The 16,326-nt window shown below is 61.3% G+C and carries 14 protein-coding genes; 11 read left to right on the top strand and 3 right to left on the bottom strand.

Features of this window, described 5'->3' with window-relative positions; genetic code table 11:
• The first annotated feature begins 12 nt into the window (after window positions 1-12).
• The 3 genes from AB4N80_RS04645 to AB4N80_RS04635 all read left to right on the top strand — a co-directional run bounded on the left by AB4N80_RS04645 (window position 13) and on the right by AB4N80_RS04635 (window position 2,072).
• Window positions 13-1,098, top strand: coding sequence for a 5-(carboxyamino)imidazole ribonucleotide synthase (locus AB4N80_RS04645; RefSeq protein WP_122567780.1), 1,086 nt, complete (start codon window positions 13-15; stop codon window positions 1,096-1,098).
• 102 nt (window positions 1,099-1,200) lie between these two features.
• The gene (locus AB4N80_RS04640) at window positions 1,201-1,446 is read left to right on the top strand and encodes a GlsB/YeaQ/YmgE family stress response membrane protein (RefSeq protein ID WP_003187057.1); all 246 of its coding nucleotides are present in this window, start codon (window positions 1,201-1,203) and stop codon (window positions 1,444-1,446) included.
• 89 nt (window positions 1,447-1,535) lie between these two features.
• Entirely contained in the window at window positions 1,536-2,072 is a 537-nt protein-coding gene (locus AB4N80_RS04635; RefSeq protein ID WP_122567782.1) for a DUF3299 domain-containing protein, read from the top strand.
• Between the two features lie 131 nt (window positions 2,073-2,203).
• Here the strand turns inward: AB4N80_RS04635 and AB4N80_RS04630 are convergent, their stop codons facing one another.
• Together AB4N80_RS04630 and AB4N80_RS04625 are read right to left on the bottom strand one after the other, a co-directional pair.
• Entirely contained in the window at window positions 2,204-3,103 is a 900-nt protein-coding gene (locus AB4N80_RS04630; RefSeq protein WP_305491449.1) for a D-hexose-6-phosphate mutarotase, read from the bottom strand.
• 57 nt (window positions 3,104-3,160) lie between these two features.
• Window positions 3,161-3,565, bottom strand: coding sequence for an acyl-CoA thioesterase (locus AB4N80_RS04625; protein ID WP_003177184.1), 405 nt, complete (start codon window positions 3,563-3,565; stop codon window positions 3,161-3,163).
• A 376-nt stretch (window positions 3,566-3,941) separates the two neighbouring features.
• Here AB4N80_RS04625 and AB4N80_RS04620 point away from each other — a divergent pair, with 376 nt between their 5' ends.
• The 8 genes from AB4N80_RS04620 (at window position 3,942) to AB4N80_RS04585 (ending at window position 14,801) form a co-directional block, all read left to right on the top strand.
• Entirely contained in the window at window positions 3,942-5,240 is a 1,299-nt protein-coding gene (locus AB4N80_RS04620; RefSeq protein ID WP_122567784.1) for an MFS transporter, read from the top strand.
• A gap of 268 nt (window positions 5,241-5,508) precedes the next feature.
• The gene (locus AB4N80_RS04615; RefSeq protein ID WP_122567785.1) at window positions 5,509-6,507 is read left to right on the top strand and encodes a phosphate ABC transporter substrate-binding protein PstS; all 999 of its coding nucleotides are present in this window, start codon (window positions 5,509-5,511) and stop codon (window positions 6,505-6,507) included.
• Between the two features lie 470 nt (window positions 6,508-6,977).
• A complete protein-coding gene (locus AB4N80_RS04610; RefSeq protein WP_205929646.1) occupies window positions 6,978-9,011 on the top strand; it encodes an ABC transporter permease subunit in 2,034 nt (677 codons plus the stop codon).
• A gap of 15 nt (window positions 9,012-9,026) precedes the next feature.
• Window positions 9,027-10,697 carry a phosphate ABC transporter permease PstA gene (pstA, locus tag AB4N80_RS04605; protein ID WP_122567788.1) on the top strand — a complete coding sequence of 557 codons (1,671 nt, stop codon included), beginning with the start codon at window positions 9,027-9,029 and terminating at the stop codon, window positions 10,695-10,697.
• Window positions 10,698-10,854: 157 nt separating this feature from the next.
• Window positions 10,855-11,688, top strand: coding sequence for a phosphate ABC transporter ATP-binding protein PstB (gene pstB, locus AB4N80_RS04600; protein ID WP_122567789.1), 834 nt, complete (start codon window positions 10,855-10,857; stop codon window positions 11,686-11,688).
• A gap of 97 nt (window positions 11,689-11,785) precedes the next feature.
• Entirely contained in the window at window positions 11,786-12,547 is a 762-nt protein-coding gene (gene phoU, locus AB4N80_RS04595; protein ID WP_030139132.1) for a phosphate signaling complex protein PhoU, read from the top strand.
• A 169-nt stretch (window positions 12,548-12,716) separates the two neighbouring features.
• Window positions 12,717-13,670, top strand: a complete 954-nt coding sequence (locus AB4N80_RS04590; RefSeq protein WP_122567790.1) for a response regulator — start codon at window positions 12,717-12,719, stop codon at window positions 13,668-13,670.
• Window positions 13,671-13,904: 234 nt separating this feature from the next.
• Window positions 13,905-14,801: a peptidoglycan DD-metalloendopeptidase family protein gene (locus AB4N80_RS04585; RefSeq protein ID WP_122567791.1), complete on the top strand. Its 897-nt coding sequence runs from the start codon at window positions 13,905-13,907 to the stop codon at window positions 14,799-14,801.
• A 184-nt stretch (window positions 14,802-14,985) separates the two neighbouring features.
• Here AB4N80_RS04585 and AB4N80_RS04580 read toward each other — a convergent pair whose 3' ends face one another.
• Window positions 14,986-16,326, bottom strand: coding sequence for a hemolysin family protein (locus tag AB4N80_RS04580; protein WP_030138217.1), 1,341 nt, complete (start codon window positions 16,324-16,326; stop codon window positions 14,986-14,988).

The following is a 16,326-nucleotide window of genomic DNA, read 5'->3' as shown; positions in this document are numbered from 1 at the left end:
GGTTGTTGACGAATGAAGATCGGTGTAATCGGTGGCGGCCAGTTGGGTCGCATGTTGGCCCTGGCAGGTACGCCGCTGGGGATGAACTTCGCTTTCCTGGACCCGGCGCCGGACGCCTGTGCCGCGGCGCTGGGTGAACACCTGCGGGCTGACTATGGCGACCAGGATCACCTGCGCCAATTGGCCGATGAAGTCGACTTGGTGACCTTCGAATTCGAAAGCGTCCCGGCCGAAACCGTGGCCTTCCTGTCCCAGTTCGTCCCGGTCTACCCGAGCGCCGAAGCCTTGCGGATCGCCCGTGACCGCTGGTTCGAAAAGAACATGTTCAAGGACTTGGGCATCCCCACGCCGGCCTTCGCCGACATTCAGTCCCAGGCCGACCTGGACGCCGCCGTCGCCGCCATCGGCCTGCCGGCCGTGCTCAAGACCCGCACCCTGGGTTACGACGGCAAGGGCCAGAAAGTCCTGCGCACGCCTGAAGACGTGGTCGGTACGTTCGCCGAACTCGGCAGCGTGGCCTGCCTGCTGGAAGGTTTCGTGCCGTTCACCGGGGAAGTCTCGCTGATCGCCGTGCGTGCCCGCGACGGTGAGATCCGCTTCTACCCGCTGGTGCACAACACCCACAAGGACGGCATCCTCAAGCTGTCCGTCGCCAGCACCGATCATCCGTTGCAGGCCCTGGCCGAGGATTACTCCAGCCGGGTGCTCAAGCAACTCGACTATGTCGGCGTGATGGCGTTCGAGTTCTTTGAAGTGGACGGCGGCCTCAAGGCCAACGAAATCGCACCTCGGGTCCACAACTCCGGGCACTGGACCACCGAAGGCGCCGAGTGCAGCCAGTTCGAAAACCACCTGCGGGCGGTGGCCGGGCTGCCGCTGGGGTCGACCGCCAAGGTCGGTGAGAGCGCGATGCTCAATTTCATCGGCAAGGTCCCGGACAGCGACAAGGTCCTGGCGATTGCCGACTGTCATTTGCATCACTATGGCAAGGCGTTCAAGGTCGGGCGCAAGGTCGGCCACGCCAACCTGCGCTGCGCAGACCGGGCCACACTGGCCCAGCAGATCATCAAGGTCGAGACGCTGATCGCCGAACAATAATCTGGGACGGCGGTGGAACCATTCGTCGGCTAATCTCTCTCATGGCTAAGTGCCAAAGCCTGACCGGGCTTTGGCTTACTGACTTAACCAGAGGGGAATGCCATGGGAATCATCGGAACCATTTTTATCGGCTTGATCGTTGGCCTGCTGGCGCGCTTCCTGAAACCGGGCGATGACAGCATGGGCTGGATCATGACAATCCTGCTCGGTATCGGCGGTTCGTTGGCAGCCACTTATGGCGGCCAGGCCCTGGGCATCTACCAGGCCGGCCAAGGCGCTGGCTTTATCGGTGCCCTGGTGGGCGCGATCGTGTTGCTGGTGATCTACGGCCTGATCAAAAGAAACTGATCCAAATGCATCAAGGCCCCCTCTGCGTGGCGAGCAGAGGGGGCTAGAATGCTCGGCGTTTCACTTTTCATTCATTGCCGAGCCCTTTCATGCGCCGTCTAGTATTGACCCTTCTTCTGCTGGGCAGTGGCCTGGCCCATGCTGCCGAGCTGCCGGAAACCGACTGGCTCGAACTGATGCCCAAGTCGGACCAGAAAGCCCTCGAGGCCATGCCCGAGATCGACCACAACTCCCCGGAAGCCAACGGCACCTTCACTGAAAAAGGCGGCCTGAAGCAAAGCAAGGGCTTGCCGGCGGTGATGTATTCGACCAAGACCGTGGCGGCGATGAACGACAGGCACATCCGCATTGGCGGTTATCCGGTGCCGCTGGAAACCGACGCCAAGGGCCGCAGCACGCTGTTCTTTCTGGTGCCCTACCCCGGCGCTTGCATCCACGTCCCGCCACCGCCGCCTAACCAATTGGTACTGGTGCGCTATCCCAAGGGCCTGAAGCTGGACGACATCTACACGCCGCTCTGGGTGACGGGCACGCTGAAGATCGAAAAGGTCGACAACGACCTGGCGAGTGCGGCGTATGCGCTGGAGGCGGAGAAGGTTAGGGTGGTGCAGGAGGCGGATTTGTAACAGGCTATTGGCCCAACACAGATCCAATTGTGGGAGCGAGCTTGCTCGCGATGGCGGTGTATCAGTCGACGCGATGTTGACTGTCAGTCCGCTATCGCGAGCAAGCTCGCTCCCACAGTGGTCTTGCGGTGTCAGAGCGGCTTGCTGCCAATGCTCACACCCAAGGTATGACTGGCCTGCGGCAACAACGTCACCACATCGTCCATCACATTCGCCGTCTCGATGCACAGCATGCGCTGCCAGCCATCGTCGGCCATGTCGCTGAACGCCTTGGCGCGTTCGGTCCAGGGGTTCCAGATCACTGCCGAGCGCGAACCGCTGCTGGTCAGTTCGATCCGACGTTCCCACTGCGGATCAAGGATGCTCAGCTTCGGCGGGGTATTGAGGTAGATACGGTCGGTCTCGCCGGCAAAGTGCAGGTCGCCGGCCTGGGTGACGGTTTTCCAGTCGTCCAGGGTTTCGATATAGCTCAAGCCATCCACCCCTTCGACGTGCACATTGCGCACGTCGCTCACGGCAAAATAGCTGTGCAGCGCCTGGCTGAGGCTGACGGTTTCGCTGCCACGGTTATGGCTGGTGAGGCGGATGTGCAGTTGCTCGTCCATCACGATGGCCAGCGTCAGGTCCACCTGATGAGGCCAGCCCGAGAGGCCGTTTTCAGGATAGGGCAGCACGAACTCCACCTTGAGGCTTTCGCCTTCGGCTTCGATGCCCTTCAATTCCCAATCCATGGCCCGCACCAGACCGTGGGCGGTGGCCGGGTCGTTGCTCACGCGCATGGCCTGCACGCTGTCGGGGTTGCGCGTCAGGTTGCCGAACCACGGCCAGCACACCGGCACGCCCGCGCGGATGCTTTTGCCGGCCTTGAACGTGGCCTGGTCGTTGAGCCAGATCAGTGGCGGCTGGCCGTCCACTTGATAACTGAGGATGTGCGCGCCTTGCTGGGCCACCAGCAACTCGGCCTGACCGTGACGGATGCGCCAGGCGTTCAGTTCATCCAGTTTGACCGCTTCGACGTTGGGCGTAGGCATGTTGCAAATCTCGCTCGGTATCAGGGACTGCAATGGACCGCAAAACGGCCGCCGTGTTTAACGGGCGCGCGGCGGAACCGAGCGGGTACGCCCGCTGCCGTCGATGGCGACGAAGACAAAGACCGCCTCGGTCACCTTGCGCCATTCACTGGACAGCGGATCGTCGCTCCAGACCTCGACCATCATCTGGATCGAGCTGCGGCCGATTTCCAGCGCCTGGGTATAGAACGACAACTGCGCACCCACCGCCACCGGCACCAGGAACGCCATGCGATCGATCGCCACAGTGGCTACGCGTCCGCCAGCCACTTTGCTGGCCATGGCGGTGCCGGCCAGGTCCATCTGGGACACCAGCCAGCCGCCGAAAATATCGCCGAAGCCGTTGGTCTCGCGAGGGAGCGCGGTGATTTGCAGGGCCAGGTCGCCTTGCGGGATTGGATCTTCTTGTTCGAGCTCTATCATGCCGGGGGTGCCTCTGACCCGTAACGCTGTCTGGTACTTCAGGTGAATAGCCGTCTTTTTAAAAAACGATTCAGCCCGAACATACTGCGTTCGTCACGTTTTTCGTAAAGGCGTGCCAAAGGGAAACTCTGCGAAACCGGCTGGTTCTGGTACTACGTCACCAACGACGTTTTCGCACAGCAACCCCTTACAGAGTACTGCAAGGTTGCGAGTATATCGGGCGATAGACGTCGAGACGACCACTCGGTTCTGATTTCGACTGTCAAATACGCGCCTCTATGTGCTTTTTCGAACAATTTGCTATCGTGCCGAACCTGTCCAGGCCCCAACCCGTGTTGCCAGGGTTGCAGAACCGACTATAAGAGAAGCCCTTGCCATGACCACTGCGCCTTCGAGCACGGCGACACCCGCACAGCCGGCACGTCCATTGACTCGCAACGATTACAAGACCCTGTCGCTTTCAGCCCTGGGCGGTGCGCTGGAGTTCTACGATTTCATCATTTTCGTGTTCTTTGCCACCGTGGTCGGCAAATTGTTCTTTCCTGCCGAAATGCCTGAATGGCTGCGCCTGATGCAGACCTTCGGCATTTTTGCCGCCGGCTACCTGGCTCGGCCCCTGGGCGGGATCATCATGGCCCACTTCGGCGACCTGCTGGGGCGCAAGAAAATGTTCACCCTGAGCATTTTCATGATGGCTGTGCCGACCCTGATCATGGGCCTGCTGCCTACCTATGCGCAGATCGGCATGTGGGCGCCCATCCTGCTGCTGTTGATGCGCGTGATCCAGGGCGCGGCCATCGGCGGGGAAGTGCCGGGCGCTTGGGTATTCGTTTCCGAACACGTTCCGGCACGCCACATCGGCTATGCCTGCGGCACCCTGACCTGCGGCCTGACGGCGGGGATTCTGTTGGGTTCGCTGGTCGCCACGGCCATCAACAGTATTTATACGCCGGTGGAAGTGGCGGATTACGCCTGGCGGATTCCGTTCCTGATGGGCGGTGTGTTTGGCCTGTTTTCGGTGTACCTGCGGCGCTGGCTGCACGAAACCCCGGTATTCGCCGAACTGCAACTGCGCAAGGCCCTGGCCGAGGAAGTGCCGCTGCGGGCCGTGCTGCGTGATCATCGCGGTGCCATCGCCATTTCCATGCTGCTGACCTGGCTGCTGTCGGCCGGCGTCATTGTGGTCATCCTGATGACACCGACCGTGCTGCAGACGGTGTACCACTTCAGCCCGACCGTTGCATTGCAGGCCAACAGCCTGGCGATCGTGTTCCTGAGTTTCGGTTGCATCGGTGCGGGTGTGTTGGCCGACCGTTTCGGTGCCGGCCGGGTGTTTGTCTTCGGCAGCGGTTTGCTGATGATCACGTTCTGGACCTTTTACCACTGCCTGTTCGACCACCCCGAGTGGCTGTTCCCGCTGTATGCCTTGAGTGGCTTGCTGGTGGGCACCATCGGCGCGGTGCCGTATGTCATGGTCAATGCCTTCCCGGCCGTGGTGCGCTTCAGCGGCCTGTCGTTTTCCTACAACCTGGCTTACGCGATCTTCGGCGGGTTGACGCCGATGATCGTGACCTTGCTGTTGAAGGAGAGCTCGATGGGGCCGGCGTATTACGTGGCGGCCATCTGTGGGATCGGGATTGTGGTGGGCGGGTATCTCTGGAAGAAGGGTCGCTAGGCGGCGCCGAACAGCCTTTGTGGCGAGGGGATTTATCCCCGCTGGGCTGCTAAGCAGCCCCCAATGGCTGGATTGGGACCAGCCTGATACACCGAGGCGCTGGCTTGAGGGCTGCTTCGCAGCCCAACGGAGATAAATCCCCTCGCCACAACATCCTGCAAAACTCAATGCTGGCCTTTCATCCAATTGTCATATTTCAGCCATAGAGTGTTCACACGGCTTACCAATACTTGGCCGACTTAACACACCTATCTGCTAGGAGTAAGGCATGAAACTGAAGCGTTTGATGGCGGCAATGACGTTTGTCGCTGCTGGCGTTGCGACTGCCAACGCGGTTGCCGCTGTTGACCCTGCGATCCCGAGCTACACCAAGACCACTGGTGTGTCGGGCAACCTCTCCAGCGTCGGCTCCGATACCCTGGCCAACCTGATGACCTTGTGGGCCGAGAACTACAAGAAAGAATACCCGAACGTAAACATCCAGATTCAAGCCGCCGGTTCCTCCACCGCGCCGCCCGCACTCACCGAAGGCACCGCCAACCTGGGCCCGATGAGCCGCAAGATGAAGGACAACGAACTGCAGGCCTTCGAAACCAAATACGGCTACAAGCCAACCGCTATCCCGGTAGCCGTGGACGCCCTGGCCGTATTCGTGCACAAGGACAACCCCATCAAGCACCTGACCATGGCTCAGGTCGATGCCATTTTCTCTTCGACTCGCCTGTGCGGCGCCAAGGCTGACGTCAAGACCTGGGGCGACCTGGGCGTGACCGGCGACCTGGCCAACAAGCCGGTCCAACTGTTCGGTCGTAACTCGGTGTCTGGCACCTACGGCTACTTCAAGGAAGAAGCCCTGTGCAAAGGCGACTACAAGCCAAACGTCAACGAACAACCCGGTTCGGCTTCGGTTGTGCAGTCGATCAGCAGCTCGCTTAACGGCGTTGGCTATTCGGGTATCGGCTACAAGACCGCCAGCGTGAAAACCGTTGCCCTGGCCAAGAAAGAAGGCGGCGAGTTCATCGAGGACACCGAAGAAAACGCCCTGAACGGCAAGTATCCGCTGTCGCGTTTCCTCTACGTCTACGTCAACAAAGCGCCGAACAAGCCTCTGGCCCCGCTGGAAGCCGAGTTCGTGAAGCTGATCCTGTCCAAGCAAGGCCAGGAAGTTGTGGTCAAGGACGGCTACATCCCACTGCCAGCCAAGGTGGCCGCCAAGGCACTGGCTGACCTGGGTCTGCAAGAAGGCGGCAACGTCGCCAAGCAGTAACACCTAAGCCCGGGCCAACGCCCGGGCTACTGTGGGAGCGAGCTTGCTCGCGATAGCGGTAGGTCTGTCACCGTTGATGTTGGATGGGATGACTTCATCGCGAGCAAGCTCGCTCCCACAGACCAAATTCCTGTCCGCTGCCGGTTTCCACCAGCGGCGGATTTGTTGCGTCACTTCACTGTCATCTTTCTGTCATACAGGATCGCTAGGGTGTGCGCATGAATGATCTGGCCAACTCCACAATGACTACGACTTCCCCTCCCAAGCGCATTGACTTCAATACGCCTGAGCTGCAACGCAAGCGCCGCATCCGTGCGCTCAAGGATCGCCTGACACGCTGGTATGTGCTGGTCGGCGGTCTCGCCGTCCTGGCGGCCATTACCCTGATTTTCTTCTTCCTGGCCTACGTGGTGATGCCCCTGTTCCAGGGCGCGGACCTGAGCGCCAAGGATTCGATTACTCCGGCCTGGATGCAAGATGCCGGCAAACCGCTGATGATCTCTATCGAAGAACAGAACCAAGTGGCCATGCGGGTTTCCGACAAGGGCCAGGCGCTGTTCTACGACCTCGACAGCGGTGCCGAACTGCGCCGCGTCGACCTGCCGATCCCAGCCGGTGCCAGCGTGACCGCCATTGGCGAGGACCAGCCCGGTAGCCCGTTGGTGGCCATTGGTCTGTCCAACGGTCAGGCCTTGGTGTTCCGTCACACGTATAAGGTCTCCTACCCGGACGGCAAGAAAACCATCTCGCCCGCCATCGAATATCCTTACGGCGAGGCGCCGATCGCGTTGAACGAACAGGGCGTGGCCCTGGAGCATGTCAGCCTCAACGCCACGGATTCGACGCTGCTGCTGGCCGGTTCCAGCGGCGCCCAGCTGCAAGTGTTGTCGCTTACCAGCGAAGAAAACATGATGACCGGTGAAATCACCAGCGAGCAGACGCGTATCGACCTGCCGCAGATGACCGAGCCGGTGAAGAACATCTTCGTCGACCCGCGCCAGCAATGGCTGTATGTGGTCAACGGACGTGCCCAGGCCGATGTATTCAGCCTGCGGGACAAGAGCCTCAACGGTCGTTACAAATTGCTGGAGAACGGCGACGCCCAAGTCACCGCTGCCGCCCAGTTGGTGGGCGGGATCTCGCTGATCGTCGGCGATTCCACGGGCGGCTTGGCCCAGTGGTTCATGGCCCGCGATCCAGACGGCGAATTGCGCTTCAAACAGATTCGTACCTTCCAGATGGGCAGCGCGCCTATCGTCGAGATCAGCGCCGAAGAACGTCGCAAAGGTTTCGTGGCGCTCGACGCCGCCGGCAAGCTGGGGGTGTTCCACAGCACCGCCCACCGCACCCTGTTGGTGGACCAGGTGGTCGACGGCCAGGGCCTGTTCGGCATGTCGCCGCGGGCCAACCGCCTGATCGTTGAACAGGGCGGCAAGTTGCAACCGTTGACGCTGGACAACCCGCACCCGGAAGTGTCGTGGAGCGCGTTGTGGAGCAAGGTCTGGTACGAAAACTACGACGAACCTAAATATGTCTGGCAGTCGACCGCCGCCAACACCGACTTCGAACCCAAGCTGAGCCTCTCGCCGCTGACCTTCGGTACCTTGAAGGCGGCGTTCTACGCGATGCTGCTGGCCGCGCCGCTGGCGGTGGCTGCGGCGATCTACACCGCCTACTTCATGGCTCCGGGCATGCGTCGCAAGGTCAAGCCGGTGATCGAGCTGATGGAAGCGATGCCGACGGTGATCCTTGGCTTCTTCGCCGGCCTGTTCCTGGCGCCGTACGTCGAAGGGCACCTGCCGGGCATCTTCAGCCTGCTGATGTTGTTGCCGATCGGCATCCTGGTCGCCGGTTTCGCCTTCAGCCGCCTGCCGGAATCCATTCGCCTGAGAGTGCCGGACGGCTGGGAAAGCGCCCTGTTGATCCCGGTGATCCTGTTCGTGGGCTGGCTCTCGCTGTACATGAGCCCGTACATGGAAGCCTGGTTCTTTGGCGGCGACATGCGCATGTGGATCTCCCATGACCTGGGCATCACCTACGACCAGCGCAACGCCTTGGTGGTCGGCCTGGCGATGGGATTCGCGGTGATCCCGAACATCTATTCCATCGCCGAAGATGCCGTGTTCAGCGTGCCGCGTGGCCTGACCCTGGGCTCCCTGGCCCTCGGTGCCACGCCGTGGCAGACCATGACCCGCGTGGTGATCCTCACCGCCAGCCCCGGCATCTTCTCGGCGCTGATGATCGGCATGGGCCGTGCGGTGGGCGAGACCATGATCGTGCTGATGGCCACCGGTAACACACCGGTCATGGAAATGAACCTGTTCGAAGGCCTGCGCACCCTGGCGGCCAACGTGGCGGTGGAGATGCCTGAGTCGGAAGTCGGCGGCAGCCATTACCGCGTGCTGTTCCTGTCGGCCTTGGTGTTGCTGTTGTTCACCTTCGTCATGAACACCCTCGCCGAGCTGATCCGTCAGCGTCTGCGCAAGAAATATTCGTCGCTTTAAGAAAGGTAGAAGTCTGTGAAACAGAACTCCCTGAAAGGATGGTTCAAGAGCGGCGCCCCCGGCGTCTGGATCAGCGGTGGCGCGGTGTCCATCGCGGTCATCATGACCATTGGCCTGCTGGCGGTGATCGCCGTGCGCGGCCTGGGCCACTTCTGGCCGGCGGACCTGATCCACGCTAGCTACAACGTGCCAGGCATGCCTGCGCACCTGGTGGTCGGCGAAGTCGTGCAGAAAGAAGAAGTGCCTCGCGAGCGCCTGAAAAGCGCCGGCCTGCCGGTGCCGGACGAAGGCCCCGAGTTCATGACCCGTGAACTGATCAAGGTCGGCAACCGGGACCTGAACGGCACCGACTTCACCTGGATCGTCGGCGATTGGCTGACCAACCAGACCACGCCGCCGGAACTGATGGCCATCGAGCGTCGTGAGTGGGGCAACTTCTACGGCTACCTGGTCAACGTCAAGGAAGGCGGCAAGGTCATCGCCGAAGGCGAGGCCGCCTGGCCGCAACTGCAGGCCCGCGTACAGCGCGTCAATCAGTTGGCCGCCGAGCTCAAGACCCTGGAAAAAGTCGAAATCGGTGCAATCAACGCCGGCCTGGAGCGTGTCCGCCTGCACGGTCGAAAACTGGAACTGGATGGCAAACTCGACGCTTCGGCCCAGGCCGACCTGGAAAGCGAGCGCGCCGAACTCAACGCCCGCTACAAAGACATCGAAGTACGCCTGGCCGACCTGCATGCGCAGTTCAACCGCGACAGCCTGACGGCCCGCGATGCCAACGGCAAGGAAGTGGAGATCGAAATCGGCAAAGTGGTGCACGCCTACCAGCCAAACGGCATGGGCACGTTCACCAAGATGGGTTTCTACTTCAGCAAGGTCTGGGAATTCCTCAGCGACGACCCCCGTGAAGCCAACACCGAAGGCGGCATCTTCCCGGCGATTTTCGGCACCGTGATGATGACCCTGATCATGGCAATGATCGTGACGCCGTTCGGCGTGCTTGCGGCGGTCTACCTGCGTGAATACGCCCGCCAGGGCCCGATGACCCGCCTGATCCGCATCGCGGTGAACAACTTGGCGGGTGTTCCGGCCATCGTCTACGGTGTGTTCGGCCTGGGCTTCTTCGTCTACGTGCTGGGTGGTTCGGTCGACCGTTTGTTCTTCCCCGAAGCCTTGCCGGCACCGACCTTTGGCACCCCGGGTCTGCTCTGGGCGTCCCTGACCCTGGCGCTGCTGGCGGTGCCGGTAGTGATCGTGGCCACCGAAGAAGGCCTGGCGCGGATCCCGCGGACCGTGCGTGAAGGCTCCCTGGCCCTCGGCGCGACCAAAGCCGAGACCCTGTGGAAAATCGTCCTGCCCATGGCGAGCCCGGCGATGATGACCGGGATGATCCTCGCCGTGGCCCGTGCCGCCGGTGAAGTGGCGCCGTTGATGCTGGTGGGCGTGGTGAAACTGGCCCCATCGCTGCCACTGGACGGTAATTACCCGTACCTGCACCTGGACCAGAAAATCATGCACCTGGGCTTCCATATCTATGACGTCGGCTTCCAGAGCCCGAACGTCGAAGCGGCGCGACCGCTGGTGTACGCCACGGCGCTGCTGCTGGTGCTGGTGATCGCCACGCTCAACCTGTCGGCGGTGTGGATCCGTAACCACCTGCGCGAGAAGTACAAAGCACTGGATAGCTGATTTTCATGTGGGAGCGAGCTTGCTCGCGAAGCTTCTGGCGGCCTTGAGGGCCCCTTCGCGAGCAAGCTCGCTCCCACACTGATCGGCGTTCACTGGAATTTTATGGGGCCGCCACACAGGCGTTCCGAACCGAATTTGTTAGCACAGGGAGCCTCCCATGCAACACGAAACACAGACACACGGCATCAACATGTCGGCCCTGGGCCGCGACAAGCAAAGCCTGGACCTGGCCCAGGAAACCGTTGCCATCGAAGTGCCCGGCCTGAATCTGTTCTACGGCGAAAAGCAGGCGCTGTATGACGTCAGCCTGAACATCCCGAAACAGCGCGTCACCGCGTTCATCGGCCCGTCGGGCTGCGGGAAGTCAACCTTGCTGCGCACCTTCAACCGCATGAACGACCTGGTGGACGGCTGCCGCGTCGAAGGTGAAATCAACCTCTACGGCAACAACATCTACCGCAAGGGCGAAGACGTGGCCGAGCTGCGCCGTCGCGTGGGCATGGTGTTCCAGAAGCCCAACCCGTTCCCGAAAACCATCTACGAGAACGTGGTCTACGGCCTGCGCATCCAGGGCATCAACAAGAAGCGCATCCTCGACGAAGCCGTGGAATGGGCCCTCAAGGGCGCGGCGCTGTGGGACGAGGTCAAGGACCGCCTGCATGAGTCTGCCCTCGGTCTGTCCGGCGGCCAGCAACAACGTCTGGTCATCGCGCGCACCATCGCCGTGGAGCCAGAAGTGCTGTTGCTCGACGAACCCTGCTCGGCCCTGGACCCGATCTCGACGCTGAAAGTCGAAGAGCTGATCTACGAGCTCAAGTCCAAGTTCACCATCGTCATCGTGACCCACAACATGCAACAGGCGGCGCGGGTTTCCGACTACACCGCGTTCATGTACATGGGCAAACTGGTGGAATTCGGCGATACCGATACGCTGTTCACCAATCCGGCGAAGAAACAGACCGAAGACTACATCACCGGTCGTTACGGCTAGTCGAGGCAACTGCATAGCCGCACTGCGCTATCAGGATCAACATTTAACTGCTTGAAGCTTGCAGCTTGAAGCTTGCAACTTTCGCGGAGCGAACAAGATGATTTCGAAGGAAGGCCTTACTCACCATATTTCCGCACAGTTCAATGCCGAGCTGGAGGAAGTGCGCAGTCACTTGCTGGCCATGGGCGGGCTGGTGGAAAAGCAGGTCAACGACGCGGTGACCGCGCTGATCGAGGCCGACTCCGGCCTGGCCCAGCAGGTGCGCGAAATCGATGACCAGATCAACCAGATGGAACGCAATATCGACGAGGAGTGCCTGCGTATCCTGGCCCGTCGTCAGCCGGCCGCGTCCGACCTGCGGTTGATCATCAGCATTTCCAAGTCGGTGATCGATCTTGAGCGGATCGGCGACGAAGCCACCAAGATCGCCCGTCGTGCCATTCAGTTGTGCGAAGAGGGCGAGGCGCCGCGCGGTTACGTCGAGGTTCGCCACATTGGCGACCAGGTGCGCAACATGGTCCGCGACGCACTGGATGCCTTCGCCCGCTTCGACGCCGACCTGGCGTTGTCGGTGGCCCAGTACGACAAGATCATTGACCGCGAATACAAGACCGCCCTGCGCGAGCTGGCGACCTACATGATGGAAGACCCGCGCTCCATCTCCCGGGTGTTGAGCATTATCTGGGTGCTGCGTTCTCTGGAGCGTATCGGCGATCATGCGCGCAACATCTCGGAACTTGTCATCTACCTGGTGCGCGGTACCGATGTGCGCCATATGGGCCTCAAGCGGATGAAGGAAGAAGTTGAGGGTACCCCGTCCGAAACTGCTAATGTTCCGGGTGAAACTGACGATAAGTAAGATTGCCAAGAAAAGCGCCCGGCCTTCTGGCCGGGCTTTTTTTTTGGGTTTTTTTTAATCGAAAGCAGCACCCCGCGAACGAAAAGTCCCGGCGTGACTGAAGGTTTTTTGGCAATGTGCCATCAGTAAAAGCGGTATGCTTGCCGGGATTTTTTAGAGGTGTATCTGGATGAGTAAGGTCAGTGTGTTGGTCGTGGACGATGCTTCGTTCATTCGTGACCTGGTGAAGAAGTGCCTGCGCAACTACTTCCCGGGCGTGCGTATCGAAGACGCGGTGAACGGCAAGAAAGCCCAGGCCCTACTGGCTCGCGAGGCGTTCGATCTGGTGTTGTGCGATTGGGAAATGCCGGAGATGTCCGGCCTGGAACTGCTGACCTGGTGCCGCCAGCAGGACAACCTCAAGGGTATGCCGTTCGTGATGGTCACCAGCCGTGGCGACAAGGAAAACGTGGTCCAGGCGATCCAGGCCGGCGTTTCCGGCTACGTCAGCAAGCCGTTCACCAACGAACAGTTGCTGACCAAGGTCAAGCAGGCCCTGCACAAGGTCGGCAAGCTCGACACGCTGATGAACAGTGCCCCGACCAAGATGAACTCGGCGTTCGGCAATGATTCCCTCAGCGCCCTGACGGGCGGCAAGACTCCGGTGGCGGCTGTTGCTTCGGCGCCCGCGGCGAATCCTTTTACCAAGCCGGCCGCCGCTCCCGCTCCTGCAGCCGCTGCTGCCCCGGCCCGTGGCTTGCTCAACAGCCCACCGGTCAAGGCGCCTGTAGCCGCGGCTTCGGCGACCAACCGTGGCCAAGGCCAGTTGCGCCTGTCCAGCGGCACCCAGCAATGCGTGATCAAGGCCCTGAGCCTCAAGGAAGCGCTGCTGGTGGTCAAGCGCAGCGACGCCCTGCCACAAGTGCTCGAAAGCGCGGTGCTGGACATGGAACAGGGCGACAACGCCGAAACCGCACGTCTGAACGGCTACCTGCACGCCATCGTCGCCCATGAGCAGACGCCTGACAGCGAATGGCTGCAACTGACGTTCCGCTTCGTTGACAAAGACCCGCAGAAACTCGACTACATCTCCCGCCTGATCGCCCGCGGCACCGCGCAGAAACACTTCGTGCCAGGCGCCTGATACGGCGGTGCCTTTGAGTCCGCTATCGCGAGCAAGCTCGCTCCCACAGTTGATCTTCAGTGGTCATTGAATCTGCGTTCACCGCAGATCCAATGTGGGAGCGAGCTTGCTCGCGATGGGGCCATCAGCTTCGGCATCTCGCCAACCCATTTTGAAACATCCGTCGACTACGCTGGTCCATCCCAGCTGCTAGGCTGCTGTTCAGGCCTTCCTTTTTCGACAGAACTTTTGCCCATGCTCGCGCCCCTGTTGTACGCCTGCGCTCTTGTCCTGGTCTCCACCTCGGCCGTGGCCATGACGATCTATAAATCCACCGACGCCAATGGCGTGGTGTCCTACAGTGACCGTCCCAGTAGGGGCGCCCAAGTGTTCGTGTTCCGTGACCGCATGGTTGAACGCCTGGAGCGGCAGGTGTTTCTCGATATCAAGAAACAGAACGGCGCTGATGCGGTGTTCGTGCGCAATGACCTATACGCGCCGGTGGAGATCGAGTTGAGTTTCGCCGGGCTGCGCAACGTCAGCGGTGCGCCGAGCCGACCGATTCGTCGGGTGCTGCCGGCGCGCAGCAACCTGCGCCTGGCGCTGCTCACCGCCACCCGACCTGGCAGGCCGTTGGTGTATACCCCAAGGTTCGAATATTCCCTGGGCGACCCGGCCGGTGCGGCGCAGGCCTATCGCTACCCGTTGCCTTGGCGTGGCGGGCCGTTCCGGCTGAGCCAGGGAGCCAACGGCCAATACAGCCATTACGGCCCGAAGAACCGCTACGCCATGGACATCGCCATGCCCGTCGGCACGCCGATCATCGCCGCGCGGGGTGGCGTGGTCATCAAGACCGAAAATGCGCAGACCGGCCGCGGGGACGACCCTGCGGGCAATTTCGTGCGGGTGCTGCACGACGACGGCACCATGGGCGTCTACCTGCACCTGCAGAAAGGCTCGGTGAGCGTACGGGAAGGGCAGCGGGTCGGTGTGGGCACGCCGTTGGCGTTGTCGGGCAATACCGGCAACAGCTCAGGCCCGCACCTGCATTTCGTGGTGCAGCGCAATACCGGGTTGGGGCTGGTGTCGATTCCCTACCAGTTCAATCAGCCAGTGGGCGACTTGCCCAACTTTGCGTTGGGCAAGCAGTAACTCTGGAGATTCGAGGGGCTTTTTGTGGCGAGGGGATTTATCCCCGCTGGGTCGCGAAGCGACCCCCAGCACTGCTAACTCAATTTGCCAGTCAACCTGGAATGTCAGGTTTTGGGGCTGCTTCGCAGCCCAGCGGGGATAAATCCCCTCGCCACAGGTGGACCTTCAATATCAGGGTTGACGCTCAATCGAGCATCAACACCTTCGCCAGGATGATCTTCGGCCCTTTCATCTTCTTGATGATGATCCGCAGGCCTTCGACTTCCAGCACTTCTTCCTCTTCCGGCACGCGCTTGAGGGTTTCATAGACCAGGCCGGCCAGGGTTTCGGCTTCGATGTGGTCCAGGTCGATCCCCAGCAGGCGCTCGACCTTGAACAGTGGCGTGTCGCCGCGTACCAGCAGCTTGCCCGGCTGGTAGGCCAGGATCCCGCGCTCGGCCTTGCGGTGTTCGTCCTGGATGTCGCCCACCAGCACTTCCAGCACGTCTTCCATGGTCAGATAGCCGATGATGTTGCCGTCGGCTTCCTCGACCACGGCGAAGTGCGAGCCGCCCTTGCGGAACTGCTCCAGCAACTGCGACAGCGGCATGTGCCGCGACACCCGTTCCAGCGGCCGGGTCAGTTCGGCCAGGTTGAACGACTCGGGAATGTGGTCCAGGGCCGCCAGTTCCAGCAGCAGGTCCTTGATGTGCAGCAGGCCGACGAACTCTTGGCGCTCGCTGTCGTACACCGGATAACGGCTAAACTTGTGGCGACGGAACATCGCCAGGATTTCCTTGAGCGGCGCGTTGAACTCCAACGTCACCAGATCTTCCCGGGAGTTGGCCCAGTCCACCACTTCCAGCTCACCCATTTCCACGGCCGAGGCCAGCACGCGCATGCCCTGGTCGCTCGGGTCCTGGCCACGGCTGGAGTGCAGGATCAGCTTCAGTTCTTCACGGCTGTAATGGTGTTCGTGATGGGGGCCGGGCTCGCCTTGGCCGGCGATGCGCAAGATGGCGTTGGCGCTGGCGTTGAGCAGGTAGATCGCCGGGTACATGGCCCAGTAGAACAGGTACAGCGGCACGGCGGTCCACAGCGACAGCAGCTCGGGTTTGCGAATGGCCCAGGATTTGGGCGCCAGTTCACCGACCACGATGTGCAGATACGAAATGATGAAGAACGCGGTGAAGAACGACACGCCCTTGATTACTTCCGGCGACTGCACGCCGACCGCGCCCAGCAACGGCTCGAGGATGTGGGCGAACGCTGGCTCACCGACCCAGCCCAGGCCCAGGGACGCCAGGGTGATGCCCAACTGGCACGCCGACAGGTAGGCGTCGAGCTGGCTGTGGACGGTGCGCAGGATATGCCCGCGCCAGCCGTTCTGCTCGGCAATGGCCTCGACCCGGGTCGAGCGCAGCTTGACCATGGCGAATTCGGCCGCAACGAAAAAGCCGTTGAGCAAAACCAGGATCAGAGCAAAAAGAATCATGCCAAATTCGGCGAAGAGTGTAACGAGGGACAAGCCAGGGGAAGGGTCCAT

It is taken from the genome of Pseudomonas sp. H3_A02 (assembly GCF_054671965.1).
This window is presented reverse-complemented; position numbering and strand designations above follow the sequence as displayed.